Source organism: Paenibacillus hamazuiensis (assembly GCF_023276405.1).
GTDB lineage: Bacteria > Bacillota > Bacilli > Paenibacillales > NBRC-103111 > Paenibacillus_AF > Paenibacillus_AF hamazuiensis.
In genome coordinates this window covers 5,432,346-5,450,104 of the sequence record NZ_JALRMO010000001.1, presented here as the reverse complement: position 1 = coordinate 5,450,104, position 17,759 = coordinate 5,432,346, and the positions used below count along the sequence as shown (strand labels likewise).

12 protein-coding genes, 2 tRNA genes and 2 rRNA genes are annotated in these 17,759 nt (G+C 54.7%); 11 read left to right on the top strand and 5 right to left on the bottom strand.

All coding sequences use genetic code 11. The annotated features are described in order from the left end of the window. The first annotated feature begins 6 nt into the window (after positions 1–6). From MYS68_RS23615 to MYS68_RS23605, 3 genes are read left to right on the top strand one after another with little or no spacing between them, the layout of a single operon-like run. A complete protein-coding gene (locus MYS68_RS23615) occupies positions 7–768 on the top strand; it encodes a metal ABC transporter ATP-binding protein (protein WP_248928210.1) in 762 nt (253 codons plus the stop codon). A gap of 5 nt (positions 769–773) precedes the next feature. Continuing rightward, positions 774–1,703, top strand: coding sequence for a metal ABC transporter permease (locus tag MYS68_RS23610; RefSeq protein ID WP_248928209.1), 930 nt, complete (start codon positions 774–776; stop codon positions 1,701–1,703). Further along, positions 1,700–2,590 (top strand): metal ABC transporter permease, encoded by an 891-nt coding sequence (locus tag MYS68_RS23605; RefSeq protein WP_248928208.1) that lies wholly within the window; start codon positions 1,700–1,702, stop codon positions 2,588–2,590. Before MYS68_RS23610 ends, MYS68_RS23605 begins: the two co-directional genes overlap by 4 nt. 172 nt (positions 2,591–2,762) lie before the next feature. Here the strand turns inward: MYS68_RS23605 and MYS68_RS23600 are convergent, their stop codons facing one another. Both MYS68_RS23600 and MYS68_RS23595 read right to left on the bottom strand, forming a co-directional pair. Further along, on the bottom strand, positions 2,763–3,869 hold the full coding sequence (locus tag MYS68_RS23600; protein WP_248928207.1) for a glycoside hydrolase family 88/105 protein: 1,107 nt from the start codon (positions 3,867–3,869) through the stop codon (positions 2,763–2,765). A gap of 196 nt (positions 3,870–4,065) precedes the next feature. Continuing rightward, positions 4,066–5,352 (bottom strand): adenylosuccinate synthase, encoded by a 1,287-nt coding sequence (locus MYS68_RS23595; protein ID WP_248928206.1) that lies wholly within the window; start codon positions 5,350–5,352, stop codon positions 4,066–4,068. A 117-nt stretch (positions 5,353–5,469) separates the two neighbouring features. Between MYS68_RS23595 and MYS68_RS23590 the strand changes: the two genes are divergently transcribed. Then, positions 5,470–6,360 (top strand): LysR family transcriptional regulator, encoded by an 891-nt coding sequence (locus tag MYS68_RS23590; protein WP_248928205.1) that lies wholly within the window; start codon positions 5,470–5,472, stop codon positions 6,358–6,360. A 61-nt stretch (positions 6,361–6,421) separates the two neighbouring features. Here MYS68_RS23590 and fliD read toward each other — a convergent pair whose 3' ends face one another. Beyond that, entirely contained in the window at positions 6,422–7,687 is a 1,266-nt protein-coding gene (fliD, locus tag MYS68_RS23585) for a flagellar filament capping protein FliD (RefSeq protein WP_248928204.1), read from the bottom strand. 327 nt (positions 7,688–8,014) lie between these two features. On the opposite strand from fliD, the gene MYS68_RS23580 reads away from it, so the two are divergent. Continuing rightward, on the top strand, positions 8,015–8,461 hold the full coding sequence (locus MYS68_RS23580) for a GNAT family N-acetyltransferase (protein ID WP_248928203.1): 447 nt from the start codon (positions 8,015–8,017) through the stop codon (positions 8,459–8,461). 35 nt (positions 8,462–8,496) lie between these two features. Here MYS68_RS23580 and MYS68_RS23575 read toward each other — a convergent pair whose 3' ends face one another. Continuing rightward, positions 8,497–8,811, bottom strand: a complete 315-nt coding sequence (locus MYS68_RS23575; RefSeq protein ID WP_248928202.1) for a hypothetical protein — start codon at positions 8,809–8,811, stop codon at positions 8,497–8,499. Between the two features lie 220 nt (positions 8,812–9,031). Here MYS68_RS23575 and zwf point away from each other — a divergent pair, with 220 nt between their 5' ends. From zwf to MYS68_RS23545, 6 genes are all read left to right on the top strand, one after another. Then, a complete protein-coding gene (gene zwf, locus MYS68_RS23570) occupies positions 9,032–10,552 on the top strand; it encodes a glucose-6-phosphate dehydrogenase (RefSeq protein ID WP_248928201.1) in 1,521 nt (506 codons plus the stop codon). Between the two features lie 29 nt (positions 10,553–10,581). Further along, positions 10,582–11,205: a cyclase family protein gene (locus tag MYS68_RS23565; RefSeq protein WP_248928200.1), complete on the top strand. Its 624-nt coding sequence runs from the start codon at positions 10,582–10,584 to the stop codon at positions 11,203–11,205. A 480-nt stretch (positions 11,206–11,685) separates the two neighbouring features. Beyond that, positions 11,686–13,227 (top strand): 16S ribosomal RNA (locus tag MYS68_RS23560). A gap of 402 nt (positions 13,228–13,629) precedes the next feature. After that, a 23S ribosomal RNA gene (locus MYS68_RS23555) occupies positions 13,630–16,677 on the top strand. Together the 16S and 23S rRNA genes with 2 tRNA genes alongside form the textbook arrangement of a ribosomal RNA operon. Positions 16,678–16,907: 230 nt before the next feature. Continuing rightward, positions 16,908–16,992 (top strand) — tRNA-Leu (locus tag MYS68_RS23550). Positions 16,993–17,002: 10 nt separating this feature from the next. Next, positions 17,003–17,086, top strand: a tRNA-Leu gene (locus MYS68_RS23545). A 115-nt stretch (positions 17,087–17,201) separates the two neighbouring features. On the opposite strand, the gene MYS68_RS38915 is transcribed toward MYS68_RS23545, so the two are convergent. Continuing rightward, on the bottom strand, positions 17,202–17,687 hold the full coding sequence (locus MYS68_RS38915; protein WP_248928199.1) for a nuclear transport factor 2 family protein: 486 nt from the start codon (positions 17,685–17,687) through the stop codon (positions 17,202–17,204). Positions 17,688–17,759 lie beyond the last annotated feature (72 nt).

Sequence of the window (17,759 nt, the reverse complement as noted above, 5' to 3'; positions counted from 1 at the left end):
GGCGAAATGAAATCTTTACCGTTAGCGGTCAGCGACTTGTCCGTCGCCTATCAGAAGAAGCCGGTGCTGCGCGGCGTTACCTTCGAAGTGCCGGAAGGAAAGCTGATCGGCATCATCGGTCCGAACGGAGCGGGAAAATCGACGCTGATCAAAGCGTCGCTGGGCCTCATTCCCCGGCTGACCGGAGATGTATCGATTTATGGCAAATCGTACAAAGAGCAGAGAAAACTCGTCGGTTATGTGCCGCAGCGGGAATCGGTCGATTGGGATTTCCCGACGAATGCGCTTGATGTCGTCATGATGGGCAGATACGGCCATTTGGGCTGGTTCCGGCGGCCTGGGGCGGAAGAGAAGCGGATCGCACTCGAATGTTTGGCCAAGGTCGGGATGGCGGATTACGCCGGGCGGCAAATCAGCCAGCTTTCCGGCGGACAGCAGCAGCGTATCTTTTTGGCGAGAGCGCTGGCCCAGGATGCGCAGCTGTATTTCATGGATGAGCCGTTCGTCGGGGTCGACGCCGCTACCGAGAAAGCGATCGTTGCGCTGCTCGGCGAGCTGAAAAGGCAGGGAAAAACGGTGCTCGTCGTTCACCACGATCTGGCTACGGTCAAGGAATACTTCGATTGGGTCATGCTGCTGAACGTTCACTTGATCGAATTCGGACCGACCGAAAAAGTGTTTACCACACAAAACCTGCAGCGGACGTACGGCGGCAAGCTGGCTGTTTTGGACCGCGACGATCAGCCGATGCTGATCCCTTCGAGGTGACGGCGATGAACAACTGGCTCTTGATGTTTTCCGATCCGAACGCCAGGTGGATTTTGCTCGGCTGCATGCTGCTCGGGCTGAGCAGCGGCGTAATCGGCTGCTTCGCATACTTACGCAAGCAATCGCTTATGGGCGACGCGCTGGCGCATGCGGCGCTGCCGGGCGTATGCATCGCTTTTATGCTGACCGGCTCGAAGTCGATATTCGGTTTCCTGCTCGGTGCCGCGGTAGCCGGAGTGGCGGCTACGCTTACGATCGGCTTCATGACCCGCTACACGCGCATCAAGCAGGATTCGGCGATTGCTGCGACGCTGTCCGTATTTTTCGGTGTCGGGATCATGCTGCTCACCGAAATTCAGCACAGCGGCAGCGGAAATCAAAGCGGTCTTGACAAATTTTTGTTCGGTCAAGCGGCCACGATGGTATTATCCGACGTGTATACGATGACCGTCATCTCCGCTTTGCTGGTCGGCGCCTGCACGCTCTTGTTTAAAGAGTTCAAACTGATCAGCTTTGACCCTGGCTTCGCCCGCGGACTCGGCTTTCCGGTGGCGCTGCTGGATCAGGCGATCATGCTGCTGATCGTCGTAGCCGTCGTCGTCGGCATTCAGGCGGTCGGGGTTGTCCTGATGGCGGCGCTGCTCATTACGCCGGCCGTATCGGCACGTTACTGGACGGAGAGGCTTGGCGTAATGGTAGGTTTGGCGGGGGTGTTCGGGGCGGTTTCCGGCTTCGCCGGCACATGGATCAGCGCGCAGGGAGCCAACCTGCCGACAGGGCCGCTCAGCGTGCTGTGCGCGACCGGTTTGTTCGCCGTATCCGTCGTTTTTGCCCCCCGGAGAGGGCTGCTGTCCAAGCTGCTTATTCGCCTGTCGGTGAAAAAAAGGGTCATAACCGAAAGCGCGGTCGGATCCGGCAAGGGGGAGACGGCATGAATACGTTTTTTGTGATTTTAACGGGAGTGCTCGTGGCGAGCGCCTGCGGTGTGGTCGGCTGTTTCCTCGTGCTGCGCAAAATGGCGATGATCGGCGATGCGATCAGTCACTCGGTGCTGCCCGGGATCGTCATCGCCTTTCTCGTCAGCGGAAGCCGTGAATCGGTGGCGATGATGCTCGGTGCGGCCGTGATCGGGCTGCTCACCGTCTTCCTGATCCAGCTGTTCCACCAAAGCGGGGTACAGTCGGATGCTTCGATCGGAGTCGTTTTTACGGCATTGTTCGCTATAGGGATAACGATGGTCAGCTTGTACACCCGCAATATCGACCTCGATCTAGACTGTGTGTTGTACGGGGAAATCGCTTATGTGCCTTGGAATACGATCGAATGGTTCGGAACGGATATCGGCCCGAAAGCGGTCTGGCTGGTCGGCTTTGCGTTTGCGCTTAACGTGCTCGTCATCGGTTTGTTTTACAAGCAGTTCAAGGTATGCTCGTTCGATCCGGGGCTGGCTGCGGCCGTCGGCATTCCGGTTGCGCTCTTTCATTACTTGCTGATGGGGCTTGTCTCGGTGACGACCGTCGCTTCCTTCGAAAGCGTTGGCGCCATTCTCGTTGTCGGCATGCTTGTCGTCCCACCGCTCACCGCATATTTGCTGACGGAAAAGCTGAGCCGAATGATCGTCTACAGCGTTCTGATCGGCTCCGCCAGCGCGGTAGCGGGGTACTACCTGGCCATGCTGCTGGACGCCTCGATCGCAGCCAGCATGATTACGGTGGCGGGAGCGTTCCTGCTCCTGGCGATTTTATTTTCTCCTACCCATGGGGTGGTGCTGCGCAAGCTGCGGCAAAAACGCGGTCTGGGAGAGGTGGCTGCGGAGGTGTGAGCCTGTTTTCGGTTGCGACCGACTGCTTACAGCACCATGATGCATGTACAGTTCTTTACGCGAATTGAACAAGCGATGATGAAAAAGGGATGTTCCCATCCGGCGATTGTGCCGGGAGGGGAACATCCCTTTCATTGATAGCTGTTTTCCGGGGCAGACAACTTTCTGTCGTTTACCCCTTGGTGTACAGCTTGATTTCGTTAAAAGCCATAAGCAGCGGCGCCACGCCGTGGCCGTTGTTGTCCACGACCGCTTCGCCGTGAATGTAATAATCGAAGCTGCCGTCGCGGATCACGCCGGTGTCCGGATGCTTGCCGAGGCCTGCACTTTTGCAGATGCCGCCGAGCAGCACTTCGCCGTCCTGCTCGCGCAAGTACTTTTGCAGCGTACCGTCAAACGCTTTTTTGCCGATCGCTGCATACTCTTGCGCCAGGTAGCCGAGGCGCACTGCTTTTAAAGCGGCGTAAGCGATCATCAGCGTTCCGCTGGACTCCAGGTAATTTTCCGGATGGTCGCCCTTATCCACAACCTGGTACCACATGCCGCTTTCATGCTGGTGGGGCAGCATATCGTCGATCGTTTCCTTGAGCAGCCGCTTCAGCTGCGCCGTATCCGCGGGTTCGCCCTCCAGCAGCTCCAGCACGTCGACCAGGGCCATCACAAACCAGCCGACGGCGCGTCCCCATACATTCGGAGAGCGGCCGGTCGTTTTGTCGCACCAGAAAATTTCCCGGCTTTCGTCGTAAGCGTGGGCGTATAGGCGTTTTTCTTCGTCGTAGACGAATTTTCGCACGTTGGCGAATTGGTTCAGCGTGTCCGAGTAGTCCTTGCCGTCTTCGAACTCCTTAATATACTGGATATAAAAAGGCTGGCCCATATAAAGCCCGTCGAGCCAAATTTGGTTCGGGTAGTTTTCCTTATGCCAAAAGCTGCCCGATTTCGTTCTTGGGTACGTTTTCAACTGGTTGAAAATGAGATCGAGCACCCGTTTGTATTTCGGATCGTTTTCTTTTTGGTATAGTTCGAACAGGATGGACGCCATCCGAATTTGGTCGATGCTGTAATAGGAGACATCGATTTCCGGGATGCTGCCGTCGGCGTCATACAGCCGGTCGATGAACTGTTTGACGAACTTGTAATCGGTTTCGCTGGCGGTCTGCCCGCAGCTGTCCAAATAAGATTTGAGAATGCATGCTTCAATATAATGCCACCGGAGAGAATACCATTTTTCGGACGACATATATTGCTCTTTCAGTTTTTCCACCAATGCGTAAGACAAAATCCAACACCTCCCGCCTAATTATAGCAAGCCAAGGCGGGCTTATCCAGCATTGACATGGGAGATCCATCCGGATCTGTCGGGCCGGGGCCGGGGCGGCGTCGGCGGCTCGGTCCAAGTGACCGAAGCGGGCGATCAGACAGGCCCGTTACGCCGCCGCTCGCTTGCTGTAGTTCCCAGGGTGCCCCTTATGTGGCTAGCGTACAATCATGTCGTCGCGGCGCGGACCTACGCCGATCCACTTCACCGGCACGCCGATCTGCTCTTCGACGAAGCGCACATAGCTCTGCGCTTCCGCGGGCAGCGCGGCGAAGTCGCGTACGCCGCTGATGTCGCAGCGCCAGCCGGGGAGCTGCTCGTACACCGGCTTCGCCCGGTCCAGCAGCGGCGCCGGCGGAAAATCCGTTGTCGCGACGCCGTCCACGTCGTACGCGACGCAAACCGGGATGTGCTCGAGATACCCGAGCACATCGAGCAGCGACAGCGCGACTTCGTTCGCGCCCTGCACCATGACGCCGTAACGCGTCGCCACGGCGTCGAACCAACCCATGCGGCGCGGCCGTCCCGTCTTGGCGCCGTATTCGCCGGCGTCGCCGCCCCGGCGGCGGAGCTCCTCGGCTTCCGCGCCGTGGAGCTCCGTCACGAACGGGCCGGAACCGACGCAGCTCGAGTACGCCTTGGCGACGGCGATGATGCGGCCGATCGCCTGCGGCGGCAGACCGGCGCCGACCGCCGCGAATCCGGCGAGCGTCGACGACGACGTCGAGAACGGATAGATGCCGTGATCCGGGTCGCGCAATGCGCCGAGCTGGCCTTCCACGACGATGTGCCGGCCCTGCCGCCACGCCTCGTGCAGCAGCTTCGTCGTGTTGCAGACGTACGGGCGAATCCGCTTGCCCCATGCGGCAAGCTCTTCGGCCAGCGCCGCCGCATCCAGCTTCGGCTGCCCTCCGTACAGATGCTCGAGCAGCACATTTTTCGCGGTCAGCGACGCTTCGAGCCGCGCAAGCAGCCGCTGCGGGTGATACAAATCGGCCACCTGCACGCCAAGCTTCGCGTATTTGTCCGCATAAAACGGCGCGATCCCCGATTTGGTCGAGCCGAACGAATGTTTTCCGAGCCGTTCCTCTTCCAGAGCGTCAAACTGCAAATGATAAGGCAGCACAATCTGCGCCCGATCGGAAATGCAAAGCTTTGGCTCGGGGACGCCTCGCTCCTGCAAAGCGGCAAGCTCCTGCAGCAATCCGGGCACATTCAGCGCGACGCCGGGACCGATCACATTGACGACTCCGGGATGAAAAACGCCGGAAGGCAGCATATGCAGCGCAAATTTGCCGGAAGCGTTGATGATCGTGTGTCCCGCGTTGTTGCCTCCTTGGTAACGCACGACATAATCCGCCCGCTCCGCCAAAATATCCGTCAGCTTGCCTTTCCCTTCGTCGCCCCAATTGGCGCCGACTACCGCCGTAACTCCATGGTTCATGCTTCAACCTCTCCTTTGGTATTTGTGCATGTCCTTGCAACGATAGTATACTAATAGGACAAGCCATTAGAAAAATTAATGTTTTTCATACTCGATATAAACGGTGGTAATGTTGAAGTGGATGTCAATTTGGAGCTATACAGGGTGTTTTACGAGACCGCCAAAGCAGGCAGCTTCAGCAAGGCGGCGGAATCGCTGTTTATTACGCAGCCGGCCGTCAGCCATGCTATCAAGCAGCTGGAGGAGAAGCTGGGAGGTACGCTGTTTTTTCGCACGACGAGAGGAGTTACGCTGACCAAAGAAGGAGAAGTGCTGCTGCAGTACATCGGGCAGGCGTTTAATTTTGTGAAAATGGCCGAAAGCAAGCTGAGCGAAATGCATCAGCTCGAAAGCGGCGAAATTCATATCGGGGCGAGCGATACGTTATGCCGCCATGTGCTGCTGCCTCACCTGGAGACCTTCCATAACGATTATCCGTACATCAAGCTTCACGTTACGAACCGTACATCCCCCGAGACGATCCGGCTGCTGAAGGAAGGCAAAATCGATTTCGGTCTGGTCAATCTGCCGGTTGGAGATCCTCAAGTGAAAGTAACCGAGGGGATGGCCGTGCACGATATTTTCATCGGCGGGCCGAAATACGATTCGCTTCGCACGCAGCCTCTTCCTTTTGCCGAGCTTGCGCGGCATCCGCTTATATTGCTGGAAACGGGCAGCACGACGAGGCGCACCTTCGACCGGTATGCGGAGAGCCGGGGGATCCGGCTTGTGCCCGAAATCGAGCTTGGCAGCATCGATCTGCTGGTGCAGTTTGCAAAAATCGGGCTCGGCCTTGCCTGTGTGACCCGCGAATTTGTGCGCGAGGAGCTGGATAGGGGCGATGTGATCGAAATTCCGCTTACGGAACCGCTGCCTGAGCGGCGCATCGGCATCGTTACGCTGAAGGAAGTGCCCCTCTCGGTTGCCGCCAAGCGGATGATGAGCAGGCTCGGATTTGCGATAACGTAAAGGGACGTGTGTCCCTGACGGGCAATAAACGTAAAAAGACCGGCCAAGCCGGTCTTGTCGCTTAAAAGTAGCTGTTAAGCAGCAGCCCCGTCATCGGAACGGGCATATACGATTGCAGGCTGCCGGCGAACGAATAGTTCATATAGCCGCGGAATATCGGGCTGCGTTTGTTGAGCATTGCCTCGGGAGGCATTTCCTGAAGGCGTTCGGCGGCTTTGGCCAAGCCGGCTGCCAGACCGCCAAGTCCGCTCAAGCTGCGCTTCACGCCGTTAAAATCTTCTACGATGCCTCGTTTGAGATCCTCTTCATCGAGCATCAACGTACCGTCCGCCTGTTTGGCAATGCCCAGCGTTCCCAGGGTAAAAATCGACACTGTTTGCTGAAAGCCGCGGGTGGCCGTACCGTTGATCCAACCGTTCACATTTTTGGCCGTCATCTGAAACTCGTTATAGCTGGCGATCAAATTTTGCACCTGCTTCACAATCGCATCGTCGTCAGGTTTAATCGCAATGGTAACCTCGTCGTCCGCCGGTCGATTCAGCGTCAACTCGACTTTCCCGTCGTCGAGAGAGACGCCGTTGCTTTGGTATGTCAGGCTCGGACCGTCGTTGATCCGGTATACGGCATTGGCCGCGGGCCGGGAAACGGTTCCGATTCCCGTGGCGGTGACGGCTTCGCCCGATACATCGGCAAGAGCGAAAGCGTGATCGGTTCCCGTTTCCGCCGATGCCAGCTCTAAAAATACGGTACTCGTCTGATCGTCGTACCGCAAAACAGCGGCAACTCCCGCATTGGAGCCGTTGATCGCGTTTTTCATTTTCGATAGCGTCTGTTCGTTGGTATCCCCGGCGCCAATGTTGATCGAAATAGCCGTTGTTTTGCCGCCCGTGGTCAAGCTGAATTGATGCGTGCCCGCGGACAAAACGGAAGGGGCCGACTTGTCCAGTTCGAGGCCTGTATTTTTTTGCGATACTGCCGTGTTGTCTACCTTGATTCGGTAAGAGGCCGGTTCCGCCCCCGTGTCGGCTGTCGCCGCGACCGCATCCTTGTTGCCCGAGTCGGCCGTCCGCCGGTTCAGGGAGCCCGCGCTTCCGGTCAGCGCCACCGCCGCCTGCTGCACGTTTTTCGCAGATTGAAAAATCGATGCGACACCTGTTGCGGCAGTTTGCACAAACTGATTGTAGGCATACCGCTGAAACGGATAGACGACGGGCAGTCCCGTTCTCGCCGCCGGAGCAGCCGCTTTATTTCGCCGGGCCGCGTCGATGGCGTAGAAGATTGAATTCGTTTGATAGGCGCTTAACAGCTGCCATGTATTTGCCGCCATCTCAAACACCCCACGATCGTTGGAAAAAGTTACCCTCATTATAGCCGATACAGGGACAACCCGTAAATTGGAACTTGACAAATTTAAGTGGTCTTTCCAGTCACCTGGTGATACTATTGTAATTGCCGATTTTTTAAAAAAGGAGCGAACGATTCATGAATTTGACCCATGGCGTCGTCATCGTTATCGTTATCGCCGTAAGCTTGCTGTTCCTTTGGTTTATAGGGAAAAAATACATAAAATAGATGGGTGCCCCGCTTTAAATCCGAGCAATTTCGCTCTCATCGTCATAACATGATACATACGTTGATGACGGGAGCGAAGAGCATGATTCGCAAGCGAAATTCGTCCCTTGACGATAAATTTATCATGGGGCTTATCGAACGGCTGTTGCTGCCGTTTACTCGGCAAACGATGCCGGATATCAGAGTCGATCTGAAAACGATCCGCAAGCGGCTGAACGGATCGATCACCTTTGTCGCTCAGACGGCCGGCCGCAACCCGGTCGGTTTCATTACTATGAGAAGGCAGGAGCATATGATGCTGATCGATATGCTGGCGGTGGATACCGTTTACCAGAGCAAAGGTTTCGGTTCCATGCTGATGAGAAAAGCGGAGCGGACCGCAAAGCAGCTTGGCTGCACGCAATTATCCCTGTGGGTTGACGAGCAAAACCCGCGCGCGCAAACGTTTTACGGCGCCAAAGGCTACAGCCCCGTTCATTATAATCCGCAAATCCGATGTTATTTGATGAGCAAACATATATCCGACTAAAAAACAAACCAAGGCCTGCGACCTTGGTTTTGTTTTTAAATTAAGACAAATAATAAAGCAATGAGGGCCAGATCCAAAACGATGGCGGGCCCGGCCGGGAAGGCCGGATAAAGAGCGTACGAGGCTGCATTCAATTTGGCCTGCCCCTTCCGACCGGATTTTTTAACGGATTTTTTCTTCTTTCCGGCCCTGTTTGTCTGAACGCTCTGTTCCGAGTTCAAATAAAGCTTGCCGTCCTTTACCTCGCTGAGCACCCCTGTAATCTCGGTGCCGTCGTGCATGACGGCGACGATCGTTTTGCCGCAGTGGGGTCTGCATTGCTCTTCCGTAACCGGGTGAATCATCTTCATGTAGACTCGCCTCCTTCTACGCCGCGTTTTCCATATTAGCCTATTCACCGGCGGCATTACGGCTTGGGTGAACGCCCGTATGCAAGCGCCTATTTTGCAGGTTGTTTGCTTGAAAAATGTTCCATGGCAAATGTTGAAAGTCCCCCTTAACTTCGTTATTCTAATATCAAAAGGCAAGAATCGTGCCTTTCACAAAATAACAGGGAAAGAATGATGAGCGATGAGCAATGCGGTTTATTTAATATTTGGCGCAACCGGCGACCTTGCTCGCCGCAAGCTGTTTCCCGCCTTTTACGCACTTTACCGGGAAGGGAAATTGGCTGAAAACTTTGCCGTGGTCGGACTCGCCCGGCGTCCCCGCTCGAACGAGCAGTTTCGGGACGATTTGCTGAGATCGATCCAGGAGTTCGCCCGTTACGACGTATCCAAAGATGAGAAATGGAACCAGTTTGCCTCGCATTTCGAATATTTGTCGCTCGACATCAATAATGTGGACGGCTTCCGTGAACTGAAGGGGTTGACCGACTCGCTGGACCAAAAATTCGACGTTGGCGGCAACCGGCTGTTCTACCTGGCTCTTGCCCCCGAGCTGTTCGGCAGCGTGGCGCACAATTTGCGCGCCGGCGGGCTGCTTGAAGTGGATGGATGGCATCGCCTCGTCATCGAAAAGCCTTTCGGCTACGATCTTCCGTCCGCGCAAAAACTCAACGATGAAATTCGCCAAGTTTTCAGGGAGAAGGACGTATACCGGATCGACCATTATCTCGGCAAGGAAATGGTGCAAAATATCGGCGTGCTCAGGTTCGGCAATGCGTTTTTCGAGCCGCTCTGGAACAACAAGTACATCGCCAACATGCAGATTACGCTCAGTGAAACCGTCGGCGTCGAGGACCGCGGCGGATATTACGACCACTCGGGGGCGCTGCGGGATATGGCGCAAAACCATATGCTGCAAATGCTTGCCATCATGGCCATGGAGCCGCCAAGCCGGCTAAATCCCGAAGATCTTCGCGACGAGAAGGTGAAGGTATTCCGCTCTTTGCGGGGCTATCAGTCGCCCGATGAAGTTCGCGCTCACGTCGTTCGCGGTCAATACGTCGCCGGCGAAGCGAACGGGAAGCATCTGCCCGCGTACCGGGACGAGCCTTCCGTCGATGCGAATTCGACGACCGAAACATATTTTGCCGCCAAAGTATTTGTGGACAACTTCCGCTGGGCAGGCGTGCCTTTTTACATTCGTACGGGAAAACGGCTTCCGGTGAAAACGACCGAGGTTGTCGTCGAGTTCAAAAACGTGCCGAACAACGTCTATTTGGCCCAGAAGAACGACCTGCAGCCCAATTTGCTGGTGTTCCGCATCAATCCGATGGAAGGCATCTATATGAAGATGAATGCGAAACGCCCTGGCTCCGAGGGGACCGTTATTCCTATAGCGATGGATTTTTGCCAAAGCTGCCAGGTCGGCCTGAACACGCCGGAAGCTTACGAGCGTTTGCTGTATGACGCGGCGCGCGGAGATTCGACGTATTTTACGCGCTGGGACGAGGTGTCTTTGGCGTGGGAGTTCATCGATAAAATCGCCGCCGCCTGGAGCGAAAGCTCTCACGATTTGGCGACATATCCCGCAGGGTCCTGGGGACCGGAACGGGCCCATCAACTGCTTGCGGACGACGGCTTCAAGTGGTGGCCGGTCAACGGCCAGCATGAGGGAGAAGTCGTTTGGGCCACTAATCTCGGGTAAGCAGTTTAAAGACGGGGAGGGGGATACCGATGTTCAAGTTATACGATATTTCGATGACGATTCGGGAAAACATGCAGGTGTGGAACAACAAAGACACCAAGAAACCGTCTTTTGAAAACACGGCCAACCACGAGATCGGGCAAACGTACGAAACGCGCATCAGCATGGACGCACACACAGGCACGCATCTTGATGCGCCGCTTCATATGCTCAAAGGCGGAGATACGATCGATAAAATCCCTCTGGATCATCTGATCGGCCCGGCGCGCGTGCTCGATTTGACCCGTGTGGAGGGCAGCATCGGCCGCGAGCATTTGGAGCCCTTTGCAATCCGGGAGAACGAGTGGATTCTTCTGAAAACGCGCAGTTCGTTCAGCGAAGAGTTCGATTTTGACTTTGTTTTTGTCAACATGGAAGGAGCGCGATACTTGGCCGAGCTGAAAATTCGCGGCGTCGGCACGGACGCGCTCGGCATCGAGCGGGCGCAGCCAGATTATTCGACTCATCGCACTTTAATGAGCAATAACGTGCTGATTCTGGAAGGGCTTCGGCTGAAGGATGTCCCTGCCGGTCCTTATTGGTTCGTGCTTGCGCCGCTGAAACTCGAAGGCATCGAAGCTGCCCCCGCCCGGGCTTTTTTGCTCGGAAGCTGACTTCTATTGCGTTGAAGCCACCGAATGGACTTTTGTTCCTTCGGTGGTTTGTTTTTTCATTTGCATTGTACGAGGCATTCGTGATATATTGTAACTCCGGCCGCGAGAGATGCGGCGGAGCGGCAAGCGAGTGAGTTGATCGTCAGCTGCTCGCAAGAGCGCTGGAAATAAACAACCACTTGCAAAAAGCCGCAGAACATGATAGAGTATTTCCTCGGGTCGCCAAAAACGGTGATTCGACAAACGGAAGAAACTTCATGTTGCAAATTGGTTTTAAACATGTTATATTGTTAATCCGGCTGTTTGAAATGAACGGCTTGGAGGGATAATAAGAAAAGTTTTTGCTTCTAAAATAAAGCTTGCTCTTTGAAAACTGAACAACGAGTAGCGTGCGGATCTCGATTCGAATGAGTCGAATCCAACAATAAGTCAGTAACGTAATTGAGCTATACAAACAGCTTCAATCCCAGCAATGGGACTTTATTGGAGAGTTTGATCCTGGCTCAGGACGAACGCTGGCGGCGTGCCTAATACATGCAAGTCGAGCGGATCTTTCCTTCGGGGAAGGTTAGCGGCGGACGGGTGAGTAACACGTAGGCAACCTGCCTGTAAGATCGGGATAACTACCGGAAACGGTAGCTAAGACCGGATAGATGGTTTCTCCGCATGGAGAGATCAAGAAACACGGAGCAATCTGTGGCTTACAGATGGGCCTGCGGCGCATTAGCTAGTTGGTGAGGTAACGGCTCACCAAGGCGACGATGCGTAGCCGACCTGAGAGGGTGATCGGCCACACTGGGACTGAGACACGGCCCAGACTCCTACGGGAGGCAGCAGTAGGGAATCTTCCGCAATGGACGCAAGTCTGACGGAGCAACGCCGCGTGAGTGATGAAGGTTTTCGGATCGTAAAGCTCTGTTGCCCTGGACGAACGCTTGGGAGAGTAACTGCTCTCAAGGTGACGGTACAGGAGAAGAAAGCCCCGGCTAACTACGTGCCAGCAGCCGCGGTAATACGTAGGGGGCAAGCGTTGTCCGGAATTATTGGGCGTAAAGCGCGCGCAGGCGGTTCTTTAAGTCTGGTGTTTAAGCCCAGGGCTCAACCCTGGTTCGCACCGGAAACTGGAGGACTGGAGTGCAGGAGAGGAAAGCGGAATTCCACGTGTAGCGGTGAAATGCGTAGAGATGTGGAGGAACACCAGTGGCGAAGGCGGCTTTCTGGCCTGTAACTGACGCTGAGGCGCGAAAGCGTGGGGAGCAAACAGGATTAGATACCCTGGTAGTCCACGCCGTAAACGATGAGTGCTAGGTGTCGGGGGTTTCGATACCCTCGGTGCCGAAGTCAACACAGTAAGCACTCCGCCTGGGGAGTACGCTCGCAAGAGTGAAACTCAAAGGAATTGACGGGGACCCGCACAAGCAGTGGAGTATGTGGTTTAATTCGAAGCAACGCGAAGAACCTTACCAGGTCTTGACATCCCTCTGAATGTCCTAGAGATAGGGCAGGCCTTCGGGACAGAGGAGACAGGTGGTGCATGGTTGTCGTCAGCTCGTGTCGTGAGATGTTGGGTTAAGTCCCGCAACGAGCGCAACCCTTGATCTTAGTTGCCAGCACGTGAGGTGGGCACTCTAAGATGACTGCCGGTGACAAACCGGAGGAAGGTGGGGATGACGTCAAATCATCATGCCCCTTATGACCTGGGCTACACACGTACTACAATGGCCGGTACAACGGGAAGCGAAGGAGCGATCTGGAGCGAATCTTTAGAAGCCGGTCTCAGTTCGGATTGCAGGCTGCAACTCGCCTGCATGAAGTCGGAATTGCTAGTAATCGCGGATCAGCATGCCGCGGTGAATACGTTCCCGGGTCTTGTACACACCGCCCGTCACACCACGAGAGTTTACAACACCCGAAGTCGGTGGGGTAACCGCAAGGAGCCAGCCGCCGAAGGTGGGGTAGATGATTGGGGTGAAGTCGTAACAAGGTAGCCGTATCGGAAGGTGCGGCTGGATCACCTCCTTTCTATGGAGTCCATGGCATCAGCAGGATGCCGGACAAATACATGCACGTTACTCGTTGCTCAGTTTTGAGAGAGCAATTCTCTCCGTTCAAATAGAAAGGCCTTGTTCTGCGGTATAGCGGAACTGAGGTGCGCTATTTGGGTGAAACATCGCTATTCGGGCTAAATAGAGGAACTACGTTCCTTTATTTAAGCGAAACGGCGATGGAAACGCCAAAATCGAAGCGAATAGCGGAATACAGTTCCGTTATTTATGGCGAGCGGCGTGAATGAGGTGAAATAACGCACCTGAGGTGCGCTATTTTGCAAAGCTCGCGATCTTAGGGTCGCAATTTGTTCCTTGAAAACTAGATAGCGAAACAACTTCAAGCGAAAGCTTAGAATTCCTTAGTTTTGAATTAGCTGGTTAAGCTAATAAGAGCACACGGAGGATGCCTAGGCGCTAGGAGCCGAAGAAGGACGTGGCGAACGACGAAATGCCTCGGGGAGCCGTAAGCAGGCGTTGATCCGGGGATGTCCGAATGGGGGAACCCAGCCGAGGTAATACTCGGTTACCTCTACCTGAATACATAGGGTAGTTGGAGGCATACGAGGGGAACTGAAACATCTAAGTACCCTCAGGAGAAGAAAACAAAAGTGATTCCGTCAGTAGCGGCGAGCGAACGCGGAGTAGCCCAAACCAGGGGGCTTGCCCCCTGGGGTTGTGGGACGTCAATGTGCGAAAAGCAGAGTAAGCGAACAGGTCTGGAAAGGCCGGCCAAAGAAGGTAAAAGCCCTGTAACTGAAACTTTGCGTATCGCTAGACGGATCCCGAGTACCGCGGGACACGAGGAACCCCGTGGGAAGCAGGCAGGACCATCTGCCAAGGCTAAATACTCCCTAGCGACCGATAGTGAAGCAGTACCGTGAGGGAAAGGTGAAAAGAACCGCGGGAGCGGAGTGAAACAGAACCTGAAACCGTGTGCTTACAAGAAGTCAGAGCCCGTTAAAGGGTGATGGCGTGCCTTTTGTAGAATGAACCGGCGAGTTACGTTCACGTGCGAGGTTAAGGTGAAGAGCCGAAGCCGCAGCGAAAGCGAGTCTGAATAGGGCGACTTGAGTACGTGGGCGTAGACCCGAAACCGTGTGATCTACCCCTGTCCAGGGTGAAGGTGCGGTAACACGCACTGGAGGCCCGAACCCACGAATGTTGAAAAATTCGGGGATGAGGTGGGGGTAGGGGAGAAATTCCAATCGAACTCGGAGATAGCTGGTTCTCCCCGAAATAGCTTTAGGGCTAGCCTCGGGATAAGAGTAGCGGAGGTAAAGCACTGATTGGGTGCGGGGCCCGCCAAGGGTTACCAAGTCCAGTCAAACTCTGAATGCCGCATACTTATACCCGGGAGTCAGACGGTGAGTGCTAAGATCCATCGTCAAGAGGGAAACAGCCCAGATCATCAGCTAAGGTCCCCAAGTGTGTGTTAAGTGGGAAAGGATGTGGAGTTGCACAGACAACCAGGATGTTGGCTTAGAAGCAGCCACCATTGAAAGAGTGCGTAATAGCTCACTGGTCGAGTGACTCTGCGCCGAAAATGTAACGGGGCTAAACACACCACCGAAGCTATGGGTCAGCATCGTTTCCACTGCATCTTTGAGGCTGTGTGCAGCCCGGGGCATTCGCCAGATTCAACCGCTAGGTTGATTCAAGAATCTGGCTAAATGCTTTCAGGGGCAAACACACTTCTTCGAAGCTGGAGTGGAAACGATGCGGGCAGTAGGGGAGCGTTGTATACGGGTAGAAGCTTGACTGTAAGGACAGGTGGACTGTATACAAGTGAGAATGCCGGTATGAGTAACGAAAAGATGGGTGAGAATCCCATCCGCCGAAAGCCTAAGGGTTCCTGAGGAAGGTTCGTCCGCTCAGGGTTAGTCGGGACCTAAGGCGAGGCCGAAAGGCGTAGTCGAAGGACAACAGGTCGAAATTCCTGTACCACCGTGAACCGTTATGAGCAATGGGGTGACGCAGAAGGGTAGTGACGCGGACTGATGGATGTCCGTCCAAGCAGTAAGGCTGGTGCGTAGGCAAATCCGCGCATCGATAAGGCTGAGCTGTGATGGGGAGGGAAACTTCGGGAGTACCGAAGGTCATGATCTCAAGCTGCCAAGAAAAGCCTCTAGCCAGGGAGAAGGTGCCCGTACCGCAAACCGACACAGGTAGGCGAGAAGAGAATTCTAAGGCGCGCGGAAGAACTCTCGTTAAGGAACTCGGCAAAATGACCCCGTAACTTCGGGAGAAGGGGTGCCCCGGTAAGGTGAATAGCCGGAGGGGGCCGCAGTGAAAAGGCCCAAGCGACTGTTTAGCAAAAACACAGGTCTGTGCGAAGCCGCAAGGCGAAGTATACGGGCTGACGCCTGCCCGGTGCTGGAAGGTTAAGGGGAGCGGTAAGGTGCAAACCGAAGCTGTGAACCGAAGCCCCAGTAAACGGCGGCCGTAACTATAACGGTCCTAAGGTAGCGAAATTCCTTGTCAGGTAAATTCTGACCCGCACGAATGGCGTAACGACTTGGGCGCTGTCTCGACGAGAGATCCGGTGAAATTTTAATACCTGTGAAGATGCAGGTTACCCGCGACAAGACGGAAAGACCCCATGGAGCTTTACTGCAGCTTGATATTGGACTTTGGTACGATCTGTACAGGATAGGTGGGAGCCTTTGAAGCATGAGCGCCAGCTTGTGTGGAGGCGACGTTGGGATACCACCCTGATCGTATCGGAGTTCTAACCTGGTACCCTAAGCGGGTATGGGGACAGTGTCAGGTGGGCAGTTTGACTGGGGCGGTCGCCTCCTAAAGAGTAACGGAGGCGCCCCAAGGTTCCCTCAGAATGGTTGGAAATCATTCGAAGAGTGCAAAGGCAGAAGGGAGCTTGACTGCGAGACAAACAGGTCGAGCAGGGACGAAAGTCGGGCTTAGTGATCCGGTGGTACCGAATGGAAGGGCCATCGCTCAACGGATAAAAGCTACCCTGGGGATAACAGGCTTATCTCCCCCAAGAGTCCACATCGACGGGGAGGTTTGGCACCTCGATGTCGGCTCATCGCATCCTGGGGCTGAAGTAGGTCCCAAGGGTTGGGCTGTTCGCCCATTAAAGCGGTACGCGAGCTGGGTTCAGAACGTCGTGAGACAGTTCGGTCCCTATCTGTCGCGGGCGTAGGAAATTTGAGAGGAGCTGTCCTTAGTACGAGAGGACCGGGATGGACGTACCGCTGGTGTACCAGTTGTCTCGCCAGAGGCACGGCTGGATAGCCAAGTACGGAAGGGATAAGCGCTGAAAGCATCTAAGCGTGAAGCCCCCCTCAAGATGAGATTTCCCAGTATGTAAGACCCCTTGTAGACGACGAGGTAGATAGGTTCGGGGTGGAAGCGCGGCAACGTGTGGAGCTGACGAATACTAATCGGTCGAGGGCTTAACCATATTACCCAAGAAAGTGAAGCGAAGCGTTGTAGCTTATGCCGATTACTTTCTCGGGGCCCAAAAAGCAATCCCCACAAAGTGAAGCAAATGCTTCGGAGCCTATTCCGAGTACTTTGCGGGGACCCCAAAAGACAATTCTAACGCAGTACTTGAAGTGATTCGCATCTAGTTTTCAGGGAGCAAGTCTTTCTGAATCATAAAATCGGTGTTTTTTGGCGGAAACATCATTTGCGGTTGTGGTGGAATGGCAGACACGCCATCTTGAGGGGGTGGTGGGCTTCGCCCGTGGAGGTTCGAGTCCTCTCAACCGCACCAATTATACTTTGCGTTCGTGGCGGAATTGGCAGACGCGCTAGATTCAGGTTCTAGTGGTGTAACAGCCGTGGAGGTTCGAGTCCTCTCGAGCGCATAACCAAAAAGCTCGTAAATTACGGAAACGTGATTTGCGAGCTTTTTTGCGTGATTGCACACCTAGCAAAGGCTATTCGGGACGGAATTATGGGGAACTAGCAACCAAGCGAATTTTAAGCGTACTGCAAATCGGCATGAACGATTTTCCCGTCTTTAAATTCAAACGTATAATATGCCTTCCAACCATCCGATCCTCGCGGCGCCCAATGAACAAGCAGCTTGACTCCATGAGCGGCGGGCGTAGATTCCAGCACTTCCAGTTTTCCGCCCATCACTTCGTTTTTGGCCCATTCTCGAATTGCCGTTTGACCGGTGATGTGTCGCGATACATCAACGATGACGGCGTTTTCGGCAAAGCTCTCTACAAGCGCATCAAGATCGTTGCTATTGACAGCCTCCACATATGCCATGAACGGATGCGATGTGGCGTCGGGGGCTGCTTCGGAAATTTCCGTTGCCGGTAATTTTCCGGGTGCCGGCGCATCTTGACCGGGGTTTCCGAAATATTGGGCGCAGGATAGCAAAGCAACGGATAAGAGTGCAACTGCGATACTGCTTCTGATGGTGACCGAGCGGCGGGGCGGTACCGATTTTTTCACTTGGATTCCTCCTGTGTATTATTATGACCTTTGCAATTGAATTATAAGAATAATTGGACGGGAAACGATTGA

Coding starts and splice junctions, on each gene's coding strand:
- MYS68_RS23615 (WP_248928210.1), top strand. CDS start 7: ATGAAATCTTTACCGTTAGCGGTCAGCGACTTGTCCGTCGCCTATCAG.
- MYS68_RS23610 (WP_248928209.1), top strand. CDS start 774: ATGAACAACTGGCTCTTGATGTTTTCCGATCCGAACGCCAGGTGGATT.
- MYS68_RS23605 (WP_248928208.1), top strand. CDS start 1,700: ATGAATACGTTTTTTGTGATTTTAACGGGAGTGCTCGTGGCGAGCGCC.
- MYS68_RS23595 (WP_248928206.1), bottom strand. CDS start 5,352: ATGAACCATGGAGTTACGGCGGTAGTCGGCGCCAATTGGGGCGACGAA.
- fliD (WP_248928204.1), bottom strand. CDS start 7,687: ATGGCGGCAAATACATGGCAGCTGTTAAGCGCCTATCAAACGAATTCA.
- MYS68_RS23580 (WP_248928203.1), top strand. CDS start 8,015: ATGATTCGCAAGCGAAATTCGTCCCTTGACGATAAATTTATCATGGGG.
- MYS68_RS23575 (WP_248928202.1), bottom strand. CDS start 8,811: ATGAAGATGATTCACCCGGTTACGGAAGAGCAATGCAGACCCCACTGC.
- zwf (WP_248928201.1), top strand. CDS start 9,032: ATGAGCAATGCGGTTTATTTAATATTTGGCGCAACCGGCGACCTTGCT.
- MYS68_RS23565 (WP_248928200.1), top strand. CDS start 10,582: ATGTTCAAGTTATACGATATTTCGATGACGATTCGGGAAAACATGCAG.